This is a genomic window from Pseudomonas sp. LAMO17WK12:I10, from assembly GCF_900215185.1.
GTDB classification, from domain to species: Bacteria; Pseudomonadota; Gammaproteobacteria; order Pseudomonadales; family Pseudomonadaceae; genus Aquipseudomonas; species Aquipseudomonas chlororaphis.
In genome coordinates this window covers 467607-483794 of sequence record NZ_OBDX01000002.1, presented here as the reverse complement: position 1 = coordinate 483794, position 16188 = coordinate 467607, and the positions used below count along the sequence as shown (strand labels likewise).

The following is a 16188-nucleotide window of genomic DNA, read 5'->3' as shown; positions in this document are numbered from 1 at the left end:
TGCACGGCGCCGGCATCGTTGCCGGTGGCGAAATTGAGTACCGGCGCGTCGTTGCTGCCGGTGACAGTAATGGTTACCAGTTGGGTGTCGACGCCACCTAGGCCATCACTGACCTGCACGCTGAACACCTCATCGTGACTTTCACCCGCTTTGAGCGACTGCACCGCACTGGCAACGCCATCGGTGCCGTTGGCCAGGGTGTAGGTCCATTGGCCGGTGCTGCCTACGACGATCGAACCGTAGCTGCCAGTTGGCGAGCCATTGATGCTCCAGGTGGCCGTGGCAGCGTGATCGATATCGGCCGAGCTGAATTGACCGCTGACGCTGAGGGTGGTGTCTTCTTGTACGGCGCCGAGATCATTGCCCGTTGCGAAGCTGAGTACCGGCGCGTCATTGCTGCCGGTAATGGTGATGCTGACCGTCTGCGTCGCCGAGGCAGCATTAGTCGCGCCGCTGTCATCGGTGACGACCACCGTGTACGAGAAGGTGATGGTTTCACCGGCGCCGAGGAAGTCGAGGTTCTGGCTACTGCTGTAGTTCCAGCTGTTCTGATCGACCGAAAAACCGGCGACCAGTGCCGAAGCCACGCCCGCATTGAGTGTGCCACCGCTCCAGGCGATGTCACCGTTGGCGGTGTGCGATACCGTCACCACGTCGGTGCTGTCCAGGTCGGCAAAGCTCAGGGCACCGCTGTCGCTCAATGTGGCAGTGCCGTTGCCTTCGTTCATCGCTCCGGTGGTGTCGGCAACCGTCAGGGTTGGTTGGTCGTTGGTGCCGGTGAGGGTGATGGTCACGGTCTGTGTCGCCGAGGCAGCGTTAGTCGCGCCGCTGTCATCGGTGGCAACCACCGTGTACGAGAAGGTTATGGTTTCACCGGCGCCGAGGAAGTCGAGGCTCTGGTTGCTGCTGTAGTCCCAGCTGTTCTGATCGACCGAGAAGCCAGCGATCAGTGCCGAAGCCACGCCCGCATTGAGCGTGCCGCCACTCCAGGCGATGTCGCCGTTGGCAGTGTGCGACACGGTCACCGTGTCGGTATTGTCCACATCAGCAAAGCTCAGGGCGCCGCTGTCGCTCAGTGTGGCAGTGCCATCATCTTCGTTCATCGTGCTGGCGGTGTCGGCAATGGTCAGGGTTGGCTGGTCGTTGGTGCCGGTGACAGTAACGGTCACCAACTGGGTATCCACGCCGCCGAGGCCATCGCTGACCTGCACGCTGAACACTTCGTCATGACTTTCTCCGGCCTTCAGCGACTGCACTGCACTGGCAACGCCATCGGTGCCGTTGGCCAGGGTGTAGGTCCATTGGCCGGTACTGTCGACGGCAATCGAACCGTAGCTGCCAGTTGGCGAGCCATTGATGCTCCAGGTGGCCGTGGCAGCGTGATCGATATCGGTCGAGCTGAATTGACCGCTGACGCTGAGGGTGGTGTCTTCCTGCACGGCGCCGGCATCGTTGCCCGTTGCGAAGCTGAGCACGGGCGCGTCGTTGCTGCCGGTGACGGTAATGGTCACCAGCTGGGTATCCACGCCGCCCAAGCCATCGCTGACCTGCACGCTGAACACCTCGTTGTGACTTTCTCCGGCCTTCAGAGACTGCACGGCACTGGCAATGCCATCACTACCGTTGGCCAGGGTGTAGGTCCACTGGCCGCTGCCATCCACGGCGATCGAGCCGTAGGCTCCGGTGTTTGCCCCAACGATGCTCCAGGTCGCGGTGGCAGCGTGATCGATATCGGCCGAGCTGAACTGGCCGCTGACACTGAGGGTGGTGTCTTCCTGCACGGCGCCGACATCGTTGCCGGTGGCGAAGCTGAGTACCGGCGCGTCGTTGCTCCCGGTGACAGTAATGGTTACCAGTTGGGTGTCGACGCCGCCCAGGCCATCGCTGACCTGCACGCTGAACACCTCATCATGACTTTCGCCCGTCTTCAGAGACTGCACGGCACTGGCGACTCCATCGGTGCCGTTGGCCAGGGTGTAGGTCCACTGGCCGGTGCTATCGACGGCGATCGAGCCGAAGGCGCCGGTATTTGCCCCGACAATGCTCCAGGTGGCCGTGGCAGCGTGATCGATATCGGTCGAGCTGAATTGACCGCTGACGCTGAGGGTGGTGTCTTCCTGCACGACGCCGACATCATTGCCGCTGGCGAAGCTGAGTACCGGCGCGTCATTGCTGCCGGTAATGGTGATGCTGACCGTCTGCGTCGCCGAAGCCGCGTTAGCCGCGCCGCTGTTGTCGGTGGCGACCACCGTGTACGAGAAGGTGATGGTTTCACCGGCGCCGAGGAAATCGAGGTTCTGGCTGCTGCTGTAGTCCCAGCTGTTCTGATCGACCGAGAAGCCGGCGATCAGTGCCGAAGCCACGCCCGCATTGAGCGTGCCGCCGCTCCAGGCGATGTTGCCGTTGGCGGTGTGCGACACGGTCACCGCGTCGATGTTGTCCAGGTCGGCAAAGCTCAAGGCGCCGCTGTCGCTCAGTGTGGCCGCAGCGTTGCCTTCGCTCATGGCGCCGGTAGTGTCGGCAATCGTCAGCGTCGGCCGGTCGTTGGTGCCGGTGATAGTAATGGTCACGGTCTGCACCGCGCCGTCGCCAATCGCCACGTCATAGGTCTGGGTGATGGTCTGGCCTTCGCCCAGGAATTGCAGGGCGGCATTGTCTACCGCGAAGTGCCAGCCCAGCGAGCCGCTGCCCGTGCCGGTGCTGTCGTTCAGCGGGTCTGTAGTGAAGCTGCCCAGGTAGCCGGAAGCGCCCGGCGTGACGGTAACGCTGTGGGTGTCGATCAGGTCGGCGTCGGTAAAGGTGATGTTGCCGCTGGCAGCGTAGTCGCCGCTGTCTTCCTTGGCATCTCCGGTCTGCACGCCGCTGGTGATCTGCACCTGATCGTTGGTGCCGGTGATGGTGATGATCACATTCTGCGTTGTCGACGAGCCATGCCCGTCACTGATGGTGACCACATAAGTTTCGCTGGCCGTCTGCCCCTGGGCCAGGGACTGGGCTGCCGCGTTATTCAAGGTATAAGTCCAGTTGACGGTGCCGTTGGCCGCATTGGCGGCTTCAGTCACCGAAGCGAGGACGAAGTTGCCCAGCGCTGTGGCATTGCCTGGCGCCGCCACGAAAGAGGCGGTATGCGTGTCGCTCAGATCGACATCGTTAAACGCAATCGTGCCCGTCGCGCTGTGCGAGTCGGTCGGGCTAGGTGTCGTGGCCGCATCTTCGGTTACGGTACCGGCCTGGGCGCCAAGGCTCATCGTCACGCTGTCATTCGCACCTGCAAATTGCACCTGCGCAGTGGCCCAGCTGAGCGTGCCATTGCCGAGACGAATCGCATACGTAAAGCTGTCTGTCAGGGACGCTCCGGCAGCAAGCGCCTGAAGTTGCGCCTTGAAAGCAGTCGATAAGGTCGCGGCGTCGTAGCCGACTTTTCCATCCGGCGTAATCCAGATTTTTGCGCCATTGAAGCTGGTGTCGGAACTCGTCGCCTCGACTCTGCCCGTGTCCTGGACCAGGAGATCGGCCGGAGCATAAACCTTGGTGGCAGTAGAAAGGCTGGTCGCGTTATCGAGTGACCAGAGTGTCTTTGCATTGCCGCCGAGGTCATTGGACATGACGTCCAGATACACGATCCCCAACAGGTCTTCAGTGATGGCTGCGCTGCTCGTGCCAATGACGCCGGTAGTGAAAATGTCGTCCTGCGCCTGCGGTGTATTGGAAAACGAAGTTGCGGTGCCGCCGCTGGTCGTTGTGGTGGTAGCCATGTCTTTCTCCCGAGAATGTTTTTTTTAGAATCGTCAGGTCCTGCTGGCAGGACGAAGTCCCGTGCTTGTACCGCTCAGGGTGTCAAGGAGCGGTACGAGGTGATCCCGGACATCGTTGGCCGTCTGGGCCTGCCGGAAGAGGGACGCAGGTGGCGCGTAGGTGAAGAAGTTCGCCGTACTTGAGAAGCGAATCGCAGGAGCGGTCGGGCGAACATGAGCCCAAGCCTGAAGCTGCGCTGCGCGTGGCGCGCAATAGTCTGAGAGCACCCATATGAAAGGGACTCCTGAGTAATGACTGGATGAAGCCGGGTCGTTCTGACTCAGGGATACGGCCTTTCCTGATATCAGTTGGATAGTTGTTTAGTTGTGGGGTCAGGCCTTGTAAAGGTGTTAACCGGAAGTAACAGTACGAAGTGCCAATATTCCGACAGGCGGGTGATTTGGTGTCAATATTATGTCGATTTGTTTTTGGCGAAATACTCGCAGGTACCCGGCACTGATACGGCTCAATGGGCTGAAACCCTTATGCGGCAAGGGCTGGCTGGGTCATGCCAGTGCTGGGTGTCTACAAGTTGCAGCGTCAGCTATTAAAAAACGCCAGAGCATTTTTTCTGGCGGGTTTTTTCATGCTCTCCGGACTTCAATGTCTGGGGGGACTCCCTGAGTAAAACCGCCCTGTTCAGCGCTTTGAGAAACGTCTGATATTCGCTTCCAGGAGTTTTGCCTAGCCTGATTCGTATTCGATGAACGGGCCGCGGCATATTCAGGTGAGGCAGGGAGGCAGATATGAATAGGCAGGACGTACAGGCCGGTGCAACGCCGGAGGCAGCAGGCTTCAGCGCAGGCATAAGCGCGGGTGAGGAGGTGTTTCACGCTATCCGGGTCGGTTCCGCGGTGTCGTTGCTAGAGGTGCTGGGCAGGCTCATGGACCTTGCTGGCGACAATGAGCAAGTCGCGCGACGGCTCATCGACGACGTAAGGACCTACCAGATCAAAGACCTCGAGCTGTTGCGGGCGTACTGCGAACAAAACGATCGGCAAGCCATTGCCAGGCTGTGCCACAAGATAGCGGGTGCAGCTTGTGTGTTGAAGTACCAGCCGCTGATCTCCAGCTGCCAGCAGCTGAGGGACGTCAGTGTCGCAGGGACCTGGCCGGTGCTGTTGGAAAGGGCGCAGTTGGTCGAGCAGGCGTTGCTCAACCTCAAGGACATCTGTCTTGTAGCCATACAGGATGATGGGCCAATCAATCTGAGAGAACTGCCTCGTGAGCGCTGATTCCTCTGCTGCTCTGAAGGAGTAGTACTCGATGTCCCGTCGCAAAACCGATAAGACGTCGATTCTGAAACGGACAGATGTCCATGCGCTGCTGGGTTTCGCAAGAGGCCTACATGATTCCTTTCTGCCTGGCTATTTCAATCAGGGCCAGAAGGTTGGTGGTGTTGAATTTCTTCAAGAGTCTTACTTTGTAAGTGCTGACCGTTTTATGACTGATAAGCAGAGTCGCTGCAATCTCCCTATTGTTAAGGCCCTGCGCTAATAATCTTAATGTGGTGATTTCCCTATTGGTCAGCTGAGAGGCGGCAATGCTTTGCATCTGGTTGGTGTGAATGCTTTCCTGCAACAGGAGCAAAGAACTTTCAGGAAAATAGGTATGCCCTGATAACAGTGCCTTTACTGCATCTCCCACCTCATCTAGCGCTTCATCCTTGCAGATGAAGCCTGCTGCGCCCCCATGCAAACAACGTACGGCAAAATTTTTTGAGTCGCTGGAAGTCAATATCAGCGTTTTTACCAGGAAGTTATTTGCCTTGAAGTGGGTGAGTACCGATAACCCGTCCAGTTGCGGTAGATCGAGGTCAAGTATCACAAGGTCCGGTTTATGTGTGCGAACAACTTGAATGGCATCGACGCCATTGTCTGCCTCGGCGGCGATATGGTGTCCGTTACGTTCAAGTATGACTTTCAAGGCGACCCTGACCAGAGGGTGGTCGTCGACTATTACTATGGATCCCATAGTGTGCTCTCTCTATATTGATTGTGCGTGTAGGTTTTATATTTTTACTCTCTATATTCAATTCTTCTCATTGAGGTTGGGCCTTTTGTCGGCGCTCACTGCGCAGGCCGGCGGGGTAGACTCCTTTCATTTTTATTGAATAGTTAGTTAACCTGACTCAGGCTACTGTGATGCGAGCACTTGGCAGAGTTCAGCTGAACGTAGCGCGTGAAGAAGTACACAGTCTTGTCTCATAAGTAAAGACGAAATCAATGGACGGTTTATTAAGATATTTCTGATGGGTGCTTCGGCCGTCTCTCAATTCAAATTCGAAGGTTGATCGGTAAGCTACGGCTTCCTTTGGGCGCCCTTCATGGGCAGCAAAGGAGCTTGCTATTGTTGTCGACCAATCGACTTAGACTTTGAATGAGAGAGGCTTGGACTGCCATGGCTGGCATGATTCGGTCATAGCTGAGCCGGGAGGACGATCAAGTAGATCGCACTTCTTTATGCCGATCAACGTGAACAAGGAAATCACATGAAACGAACATCTTTACTATCCTTGGCAACTTCTAGCTTGATGCTTGCCGCGCTTGTTCCTTCGTTATCTCATGCCACTGATGGCGTGGTTAACTTCTCTGGCAGCATCACCGACGTGACTTGCAATATCAACGGCCAGGCACCGGGTGAAAACAACATCACCAACGTGGAGCTGGGGCGCATCTCTCCTTCGATCTTCAAGGCCATTGGTGATGCTTCTCCGTTCGAGAAGTTCGCGTTGGTGCTGTCCGGCGCGCAATGTACCAATGGAACCAAGGTCGTCGTTGATTTTGACCAGGTGGACAACGTCGATGTGGTGACCGGGAACCTCAAGTTGATCGGCGCCGCGCCTGCTACTGGCGTGCAGATCCAGGTGTTCAACGACAATGTCGCAGCTGGTACGAAAGTTCCACTCGGTCAGTCGGAAACCACGCCACAGGTCGCCACCGTTGCAGGCAACACGGCAACCCTGAAGTTCAAGGCGAACTATGTTGCGACCGCCGCTAGCGTTGGCGCGGGTTCGGGTAACTCCTTCGTTCGATACACCCTGTCGTATAAGTAAAGGCTAGCGCCCGAGGAGTGATTCATGACGCCGAAAGCGCGTATCTTTTCTTCTTTCGTTCTCGGCGTCATGTTCTTGGGCGTATGTTCTGGAATCGTTCAGGCGTCGGTAGTCATTCAGGGTACTCGGCTGGTTTATCCGTCGGATGCTCGTGAAGTTACAATGAAAATAAGTAATACCGGTGCCTCTGCTTCATTGGCCCAAAGTTGGATTGATGATGGCGATTCAACTAAAGGTCCCGAGGAAATAAAGGTTCCATTTTTGCTGTCCCCTGCGGTGATTCGCCTGGATCCGGACAATTCGGCTTCACTGCGTGTTTCCTATACGGGTGAAAAACTTGCAGAAGATCGAGAGTCCTTGTTCTGGCTCAATGTGCTGGAAACGCCTCCGCGCAAGGAAGTCGATGAAAATGTCTTGCAGTTTACTTTCAGAACCCGAATCAAAGTGTTCTTCCGTCCCAAGGGCCTGAAGTCGGATGTGGACTTGGTGGCAAACAAACTCGATTGGCAATTCAAGCAAGCCAGTCATTCGGATGGAAAAGGTAAAGTCGACAATCGCCTGGGAGTTCAGGTGACTAATCCGACTGCGTATTACGTTTCTTTCGGCAAGATAGAAGTTGCTCTGGATGGTCGACGGGTTGCCGTTAAAGACGAAATGATCGCGCCTTTCAGTAGTGGTTTTTTTCCATTGCCAGAACAGGCTCCTCAGGCTTATCGAAAAGCCTCTGTTCATTACGAGGTCATTAATGACTTCGGAGGGCGGCGGGTGCTTGAAAAACCGTTGTCCCTGTAACTTTTCTCATCTTGCAGTTTTTGTCATCTCTATGACCTGGCTGCATGCCGGTATCGAATATGTTGAACGTCCAGCGTAGTTGTCTGGTTGTTTCAGCTTGTGCGTTAGTTTCGTACGGTTTGAGTCCAGGTCGGTTTTTTTTATGTCTTGTTTCTACGGCGGCGATTGTCATGGCGACTGAAACATGGGCTGAAACGTCCACTGCCGAGCCCGCGGGGCAGGGCATGGTATTCGATTCGCAGATGTTGTTTCAGACCGAAGGTGCCCCCATCGATACCAGCCGCTTTGAGCGCCAGGGCTTTCTCATTCCGGGCAATTACCGTATCGACCTGTTGGTAAACGGTCAGTGGCGTGCCACGCAGAACATCGAGTTTCGCGACACCCATGGGCCGCAAGGCGGCCAGCCTTGTTATGAGCGTTCGTTGCTGGTCCGCGCCGGTATTGATCTGGACAAGGCGGCTTCGGCGCAACCTTCCGCAGAACGTATGCCGGAGGGCACCTATTGCGCCGACCTGACTCGCTACATTCCTGGTCTCACCACGAAGATCGATCTCAAGGAGCTGACGATCGATCTTTCGGTCCCGCAATATTTCCTGCAGAAGAACCTGTCGAAAACCTACGTCGACCCGGCCAACTGGGATCATGGCGTTTCCGCGGGGCTACTCAACTACAACACTAACCTGTTCAGCGTGCAAAACAGCGGCCGCACCATGACCAATGGTTATGCCGGGCTGAACATGGGGCTCAATGCCGGCTCGGTGCGCTTACGGCATAACGGCACCCTGACCTGGTCGCCGCAATCGGGCGGCCATTATCAGCGCGGGCAAATTTATGCCCAGACCGAGCTGCCGGCCTGGCGTTCGCAACTGCTGGTGGGGGAGAGCGCCACCGATGCCGATCTGTTCGACTCGGTATCGTTCCGCGGGGTACAGCTGTCCAGCGACGACCGGATGCTGCCCGATACCGAACGCTTTTACGCGCCGGTGGTGCGCGGTACGGCCAGCTCGAACGCCAAGGTGTCGGTTTATCAGCGCGGTTATCTGATCTCCGAAACCTCGGTGGCGCCTGGACCGTTCGAGATCAGCGATCTGCAGGCCGCCAGCTTCGGTGGCGACCTGAGCGTCACCGTGACCGAGGCTAACGGGAAGAGCAGCAGCTTCACCGTGCCCTTCGCCACGACTGTTCAGTTACTGCGCCCTGGAAACTCCCGATATGGCTTCACCGCCGGCCAGATCATCGATCCTGGGCTGCGTGGCAGTAACCAGTATGTGCTGCAAGGGACAGCCCAGCACGGTCTGGATAACGACATTACCGGATACATCGGCAGTGCTGTCACGGGCAGTTATATGTCGGTACTGATGGGGAGCGCGCTCAATACCGATGTGGGGGGCTTTGCTTTCGATGTGACCCAGGCCAAAACCAACGTGCCGAGAAGGGGCCGTCTGAAGGGGACGAGCCTGCGTCTGTCCTATAGCAAGAACCTGCCCAATAGCGGTACCAACTTCTCGTTACTGGCTTATCGCTACTCGACCCGTGGTTATTTGGGACTGCATGACGCGGTCGCGTTGCAGGACTTCGTCGAGAGCGGCGAACGGGTGGAAGCCTTCTCCCGAATGCGTGACCGGCTGGATGTGAATATCAGTCAGCAGTTGAGGGCCACTGGCGGGCATTTCTATGCCAGTGGTTCGGCGCTCAATTACTGGAACAGACAAGGCAAGGCCCTGAGCTTTTCCACGGGTTACAGCAATCAGTGGCGGGGCAATAGCTATTCCTTCGCCGTACAGCGCACGCTGGGACAGAACCGGTATTCAGGGCGTCGGGCAGTCAGTAGCAATACGACCTTGAGTTTGACCCTTACGATCCCGCTGGGCCGTGAGACCCGGGGCGCAACGGTGCTCAATAACTTCGTCAGTCACGACCAGAGCACGGGAGCTCATCTGACCAGCGGTGTTTCCGGGACAGTGGACGAGGCGGGCAAAGCATCCTATGCCGTGTCCGTTTCCCGTGATGACAAGCAACGGGAAACCAGCCACAACGGTAGTCTCAATTATTCCTTGCCCCAGGTGGCCTTAAGTTCCAGTTTTTCCCAGGGCAGCGATTACCGCCAGGGCTCCATCGGCGCGTCCGGCGGCATGATCCTGCACCCCGGCGGCCTGACGTTTGCCCAGACCCTGAGCGAGACCAGCGGCCTGGTCTACGCGCCTCATGCCAAGGGCGCAGGGGTTGGCTACAGCGGTGCGCGGGTGAATGGCGGCGGTTACGCGGTAGTGCCCAGCCTGACGCCTTTCCAGCTCAACACCGTGGATATCGACCCGAAAGGCATGCCCGACGACGTCGAGCTGCAGGTGAGTTCGCGCAACACCGCACCGGTGGCGGGGGCCGTGGTGATGCTGTCGTACCCGACCCGCAAGGCGCGCTCTTTCCTGATCAACAGCCTGCAACCCAATGGCGCGCTCCTGCCGTTTGCCGCGATCGCCACCGACGCCGAGAGCGGGATGGAAATGGGCGCGGTCGGCCAGGGCAGCCGCCTGGTGCTGCGCAGCGAAAAGGACCAGGGCTCGATCCGCGTCGAATGGGGTGACCAGCCTGGGCAGCAATGCCTGATCGACTACCGCTTGCCCAAGCGCGATGCAGCGTCTGGCAAGGCGGTTGAGGCGAAGGGCTATGAGGTGTTCGACCTGCCATGCCGCCCGCTACCTCCCGACACTGCCGGGGCTCCGGCTCAGACGAGGAACGGCTGATGCGACAGACAGGCGGCTTGTGCTGCTCCTCGGCCATGGCTCGGCGAATCTGTGGGGGCCTGATGGCGGCCTGGCTGCTGATGTCGCTTTGCGCCGACGCACAGGCGGCGCTGGCCATTACCGGTACGCGCTTCATTTACCCGGCCAATACCCCAGCGTTGACAGTCAGGGTCGGCAACACCGGCGATGCGCCCATCCTCCTGCAAGCCTGGCTGGACCGGGGAGATACACGCACCGACCCGAGCCGTCTGACGGTGCCGTTCGTACTGTCGCCGCCTATTTCACGGCTGGACCCGCAACAGCGCAGCGCCCTGGTGGTGCGTTACACCGGCGAACCCTTGCCCGGCGATCGCGAGTCGGTGTTCTGGATCAACTTCCTCGAAGTGCCACCGGTGACGACCACCGACAGCAATGTGCTGCGCCTGGCCTATCGCATGCGCATGAAGCTGCTGTACCGCCCTTCGGGCCTTGCCGGCAAGGCGGACGAGGCAATCGGGCAAGTGGTCTGGAGCCTCGACAAGACCCCCGGAGCGGACGGGCAGATGGCGTTGCTGGCCACCAGCCGGGCGCCTTACTACGTATCCATCCCGCAGTTGGAACTGGGCAGCGGGGCTCAATCGATCAGTTGGCAGGGGATCACGCTCGAGCCTTTCGGCACGACACGTATCGCCCTGCCCGCAACAAAAAAGGCAGCCGTCGCCAATGCGACGGTCGTTCGTTACCAGGTGGCGATAGACAGCGGGGAGACGCTGAGTGGAAGTGCGCGGTTACAACAGTAGTTTTGCGATGGACAGATTCGCGGCGAGTGCGTCGTCATGCGGTTGCGGTCGAGCGCCCGAGGGTGCGCGACCGGTGGGCATGAGTCTGGGTCGGCGTGGGTCGTGTTTCGTCCTGGCAGCGCTGCTGCCATTGGCGGTGCCCAATATCGCCCTGGCCTTGCAGGTGCCTAGCGCCGGTCAGGCGATGCGTGACATCGAGTCGGTCCAGCCGGTCCAGCCAGTCCCTTCGGAGCTGGAACTGGATCTGCCCAAGGCCGAGACACCCGCCGCGCCCGCAGCCCCGGACACCTCCGGGATCCGGGTGCAGGTCCAGGCGTTTGCCATCGAGGGCAATCAGGTTTTCGCCACCGAGCGCCTGCAACCGCTGCTGGCCGACCTGCAGGGCCAGGAGCTGAACCTGAACGGTTTGCGCGCAGCCGCCCAGCGTATTACCGACTACTACCAGAAGCGGGGTTATGTACTGGCCCGCGCTTTCCTGCCGCCCCAGGACATTGAAAATGGCCTGGTGCGGATCGCCGTGGTGGAGGGGCGTTACGGGCGCATCGAAGTGCAGAACCGTTCGCGCGCGCTGGATCAGGTGGTACGGGCGCCGCTGTCGTCGTTGAACCGCGGCGAGGCGGTATACGACGCGGACCTGGAGCGTAGCCTCTTGCTGTTGAGCGACCTGCCCGGGGTCCAGGCTCGCGGCACCTTGCGTCCTGGCCAGGAGTACGGGACCACCGACCTGGTGATCGATACCGAGCCCGGGCCGTTGCTGAACGGCACCCTGGAGGCGGACAACTTCGGTGGCTACTACACCGGTGAATACCGCCTGGGCGGCAGCCTCAACCTCAACAACCCCTTGCGCCTCGGCGACCAGCTCAGCCTGCGGGCGATGCGCAGCGACGAATCGCAGCGCTATTACCGTGCGGCCTACCAGTTACCGGTCGGGCCCTGGTCGACCCGCATCGGCGGTGCGTACTCGGAAATGAGCTACCGCCTGTACAGGGACTTCGAGGTCCTCGACTACCACGGTACCGCCAGCTTCCGCAGTTTTTTCGTCGCCCAGCCGCTGGTGCGCAGTCGCACCTTCGACCTCACTGCGCAACTGCAATACGAAGACAAACGGCTACGCGACGATATCGACCTGTTCGAATTCAGTAACCGCAAGCGGATCGGCCTGTGGACGCTGAGCCTCAGCGGCAACAGCCAGGACCGTTTTTTCCGGGGAGGCCAGAACTTCTTCGATCTGTCCTACGGCAGCGGCCGGTTGCGTTTTGGCGACCCCGAGGAAGAGGTTCGCGATGGTCGTACCGCGGGCAGCTCGGGCGGGTTCGCCAAGCTCAATCTCAACGCCGCGCGCCTGCAGCGCCTGAGCGACCGTTTCCAGCTCTATACCCGGCTGAGTGCGCAATGGGCCAACAGCAACCTGGACAACTCGGAAAAGCTCGGCCTTGGCGGTCCCTACGGTGTGCGTGGCTATTCATTGGGCGCCGGCAGCGGCGACCAGGGCTGGCAGGCCAGTGCCGAGCTGCGCTACGCCCTGGCCCCGCGCTGGCAGCTCAGCGCCTTCGCCGACAACGGCACGGTCAAGGTCGATCGCCAACCCTGGACCTCCGAAAACAATACCCGCCGGATCACGTCGACCGGCATCGGTGCCAGCTGGGCGGGGCCTTCGCAGCAAGTCAACCTGACGCTCGCCTGGCCGCTGCATGACAACGGCAAGACCCGGGACAAGCCGGAGCGCCGCCCCCAGGTCTGGATGAACGCGACGCAATATTTCTAGTACCTGCTCGTAGCAGGAGTGGTGTCGTTCTGCAAATGGTTTGCAGAACGTTCTTTAGTGAAGAGGGCGTTACCGTGAACAAAATGTATGCACTGGTTTGGAACCAGGCCCTGGCATGCTGGAATGTGGCTCATGAGGGCGCGCGTCGCCGGCGCAAGTCGGGCGCACGCAAGGGGATGGTCGTGTCGGCTGTCAGCCTGCTGGGAGTGGGCGCCATGTCCTCGGCATTCGCCCTGCCAACGGGAAATACCCATGTGTCCGGGGACGCCAATATCCTGACCTTCAACGATGGCAAGGAAATGTCGATCAACCAGAAAAGTGAAAAGCTGATCACCAACTGGAACGACTTCAGCGTCAAAAAGGGTGAGAAGGTCTCCTTCCACCAGCCGACTAAAAGCTCGGTTGCACTGAACCGTGTGGTCGGAACCAATGCCAGTGATATCCAGGGCCAGATCAATGCCAACGGCCAGGTGTTTCTGGTCAACCCTAATGGCGTAGTGTTCGGCCAGGGTGCCCAGGTCAACGTAGGGGGGCTGGTGGCTTCGACCCGGGACATTGCCAATAAAGACTTCGAGGCCGGCAACTACACGTTCTCGGGCAACTCGCCGGCGGAGATCATCAACAACGGCGACATCATTGCCGACCAGGGCGGCAGCGTGGCGCTGCTGGGGACCAATGTTCGCAACGATGGGGTGATCCAGGCGCAAATGGGCCGAGTGGCGCTGGGCGCGGGGGATAAGTTCACCGTGAACTTCGACGGCAACAACCTGCTCAACCTGCAAGTCGACGGTGCCGCAGTGGATGCCCTGGTGAAAAACGGTGGCCTGCTCAAGGCTGACGGCGGCCAGGTGCTGATGACCGCCAAGAGCGCGGGCACCATGTTGCAGACCGTGGTCAACAACCAGGGCACCATCGAGGCCAATGCCCTGCGTGGCACGGCCGGCAAGATCACCCTCGATGGCGGCGACATGGGCAAGGTACTGGTGGGCGGGGCGATGACCGCCAGCGCCATCGGCACCATGGGTAACGGCGGTGTGATCGAGGTCAAAGGCGCGAATACCGAGGTGCAACTGGCGACCCGGGTCAATACCCAGGCCAGCAACGGCCAGACCGGCAGCTGGAAGATCACTTCGCGCGAGGTCAAGGTCAATTCGACAGCGGCGTCGGGCAGCGACACGGCCTACGCCGATACCTTGTCGAACAACCTGGCGACCACCAACATCGAACTGGCCAGCAGTGCCGGCGATGTGGTGGTGGGTGGTCCCGTCACCTGGAACAGCGGCAATCAGTTGAAGCTGTCTTCCAAGCGCAATATCGAGGTCAATGGCGGACTGGCCAGCACCGGCATCAAGGCCCGGGTCGAGATGAATGCCGATAAAGCCATCCGGCTCAACGGCAACGTGACCCTCAGTGGTGCCAATGCCAGCCTCGGGATGAACCATGGCAGCGGCTATGCCCTGGGGCAGGACGCGAAGGTCACCCTGTCCGGCACCGGGGCCTCGTTCGATTCGAACGGTGCGCTTTACGATGTCATTCAAAATACCGCCCAGCTGCAGGCGGTCAATAACAACCTCAATGGCCTGTATGTCCTGGGGACCGACATCAAGGGTAACGGCAACTTCAAGTCCATTGGCGGCAATATGGCTTTCTCTGGCGTCTTCGATGGCCTGGGCAATACCGTCAGCGGTTTCACGGTGACCAATACCGGGCCTATGGTTGGCCTGTTCGCCGGCAACTCGGGCAGTATCAGTAACCTGAAACTGGCCAACATGACCGTCAATGGCACTACCTCCGGAGCGGGCTTCAGCTATATCGGCGGCCTGGTGGGGTTGAACATGGGCACTCTGACCAACGTCAGCGCCACTGGTCTGCGGGTCAACGCCAACGCTTCGAACACCAACGTCGTGGGTGGCCTGGTCGGGCTCAATTCGGGCGGTGCCATCGATCGCGCATCGGTGGCGGTCAACTCCTACGTGAATGGCAACGGCTATACCACGTCGGTGGGTGGCCTGGTCGGTGAAAACGTTTTGGGTGTGACTGGCTCCGCAAGCATTACCAACAGTCTGGCGAATGTCGCCATCGGCGGGTACCTGGCGCGTACCTTTGCAGGCGGTGCGGGTGGCCTGGTCGGGAGCAACAGGGGCGGTTACATCGCCGACTCTTCCAGCAGCGGTTCAGTCGGCAACAACTCGTGCAGTTATGTGGGCACGAATATGGGCGGGCTGATCGGTTACAACCAGGCCGGTACGGTCGAGCGCTCGAACTCCTCGGCAGCGGTGCGGGGTAACAGCGCCAGCAATATTGGTGGGCTGATCGGGTTCAACACCAACAGCGCGGTCAGGGAGTCCAGCTTCAGCGGTACGGTCAACGGTTACGGCAGTGCCTCGGCAGGCGGGCTGATCGGTTACAACCAAAACAGCACGCTGAACGACGTCAAGACCAGCGGTACGGTCTACGACACTTCGGGCACCAATGTGGGTGGCCTGGTCGGCCAGAACTTCTACGGAACAATAGACACCGCCGAGGCCCTGGCCAATGTCACCGCAGGCGCCAACAGCAATGCCGGCGGGCTGATCGGTAGTAACTACGGCGGTTCTGTCCGTCATGCCGTGTCCCGCGGCAAGGTCGTGGCAGGCACCAACAGCCATGTCGGCGGACTGATCGGCAACAACGACGGTGACCTGAGTTCGGTCGAGGCCAGTGGCGAAGTCCGGGCCGGTACCAACAGCTTCGTGGGTGGCCTGGTGGGCACCAACGGTCGCACCCTGGGCTCGACTATCGAAACCGCTACGGCCAAGGGGGCAGTCTATGGCGACCAGCGTAGCGTCATCGGTGGATTGGTGGGGCAGAACCATGGCCAGATCCTCAACTCCCTGGCCCTGGGCCCGGTAAGTGGCAGTTACTACACGAGTCTGGGCGGGCTGGTGGGATTGAACATGGGCAGCATTCGTCAATCGGTGGCCAGCGGCAAGGTCAATGGCAACGGTAATTACCCGAGCTACCAGACTTACGGTGGTCTGGTCGGCGTCAACTATGGCGAGATGAAATACAACTCGGCACTGGGCGAGGCTGCCCAGGTACCGCTGTTCGGCATGAACCTGGGAATCATCCAGTAACCCTCGGCACCACCCGCTGATACCCAGGTATCGCGGGTTCCCGATACGTCATGCCGCGGCATGGCGTATCGGTTTTTCAGGATTCATCACCTCTTTCAGGATGACCCGCGATGCGGGGCTTCCACGAGCAACGAAATCCGGCCGG

General features: G+C 59.4%; 9 protein-coding genes. 7 read left to right on the top strand and 2 right to left on the bottom strand.

What is annotated here, in order from left to right; all coding sequences use genetic code 11:
• On the bottom strand, window positions 1–3755 hold a 3755-nt coding region (locus tag CRO75_RS04435), incomplete at its 3' end, for a VCBS domain-containing protein (protein WP_204856402.1).
• Window positions 3756–4541: 786 nt separating this feature from the next.
• Between CRO75_RS04435 and CRO75_RS04430 the strand changes: the two genes are divergently transcribed.
• Window positions 4542–5030, top strand: a complete 489-nt coding sequence (locus tag CRO75_RS04430) for an Hpt domain-containing protein (protein WP_062823342.1) — start codon at window positions 4542–4544, stop codon at window positions 5028–5030.
• A gap of 109 nt (window positions 5031–5139) precedes the next feature.
• Here CRO75_RS04430 and CRO75_RS04425 read toward each other — a convergent pair whose 3' ends face one another.
• Window positions 5140–5769 (bottom strand): response regulator transcription factor, encoded by a 630-nt coding sequence (locus CRO75_RS04425; protein WP_097134544.1) that lies wholly within the window; start codon window positions 5767–5769, stop codon window positions 5140–5142.
• Between the two features lie 517 nt (window positions 5770–6286).
• Between CRO75_RS04425 and CRO75_RS04420 the strand changes: the two genes are divergently transcribed.
• The 6 genes from CRO75_RS04420 to CRO75_RS04395 all read left to right on the top strand — a co-directional run bounded on the left by CRO75_RS04420 (window position 6287) and on the right by CRO75_RS04395 (window position 16043).
• Entirely contained in the window at window positions 6287–6850 is a 564-nt protein-coding gene (locus CRO75_RS04420; RefSeq protein WP_097134543.1) for a fimbrial protein, read from the top strand.
• Window positions 6851–6874: 24 nt separating this feature from the next.
• Window positions 6875–7642, top strand: a complete 768-nt coding sequence (locus CRO75_RS04415; RefSeq protein WP_097134542.1) for a molecular chaperone — start codon at window positions 6875–6877, stop codon at window positions 7640–7642.
• Window positions 7643–7812: 170 nt separating this feature from the next.
• Window positions 7813–10383, top strand: coding sequence for a fimbria/pilus outer membrane usher protein (locus CRO75_RS04410; RefSeq protein ID WP_097134541.1), 2571 nt, complete (start codon window positions 7813–7815; stop codon window positions 10381–10383).
• On the top strand, window positions 10383–11162 hold the full coding sequence (locus CRO75_RS04405; RefSeq protein WP_097134540.1) for a fimbria/pilus periplasmic chaperone: 780 nt from the start codon (window positions 10383–10385) through the stop codon (window positions 11160–11162). The genes CRO75_RS04410 and CRO75_RS04405 overlap by 1 nt, the downstream gene beginning before the upstream one ends.
• A 79-nt stretch (window positions 11163–11241) precedes the next feature.
• Window positions 11242–12927, top strand: a complete 1686-nt coding sequence (locus tag CRO75_RS04400; protein ID WP_097134539.1) for a ShlB/FhaC/HecB family hemolysin secretion/activation protein — start codon at window positions 11242–11244, stop codon at window positions 12925–12927.
• Window positions 12928–13001: 74 nt separating this feature from the next.
• Window positions 13002–16043: a GLUG motif-containing protein gene (locus CRO75_RS04395; protein ID WP_097134538.1), complete on the top strand. Its 3042-nt coding sequence runs from the start codon at window positions 13002–13004 to the stop codon at window positions 16041–16043.
• The last annotated feature ends 145 nt before the right edge of the window (window positions 16044–16188 follow it).

Coding starts and splice junctions, on each gene's coding strand:
- CRO75_RS04420 (WP_097134543.1), top strand. CDS start 6,287: ATGAAACGAACATCTTTACTATCCTTGGCAACTTCTAGCTTGATGCTT.
- CRO75_RS04430 (WP_062823342.1), top strand. CDS start 4,542: ATGAATAGGCAGGACGTACAGGCCGGTGCAACGCCGGAGGCAGCAGGC.
- CRO75_RS04415 (WP_097134542.1), top strand. CDS start 6,875: ATGACGCCGAAAGCGCGTATCTTTTCTTCTTTCGTTCTCGGCGTCATG.
- CRO75_RS04425 (WP_097134544.1), bottom strand. CDS start 5,769: ATGGGATCCATAGTAATAGTCGACGACCACCCTCTGGTCAGGGTCGCC.
- CRO75_RS04405 (WP_097134540.1), top strand. CDS start 10,383: ATGCGACAGACAGGCGGCTTGTGCTGCTCCTCGGCCATGGCTCGGCGA.
- CRO75_RS04410 (WP_097134541.1), top strand. CDS start 7,813: ATGGCGACTGAAACATGGGCTGAAACGTCCACTGCCGAGCCCGCGGGG.
- CRO75_RS04400 (WP_097134539.1), top strand. CDS start 11,242: ATGAGTCTGGGTCGGCGTGGGTCGTGTTTCGTCCTGGCAGCGCTGCTG.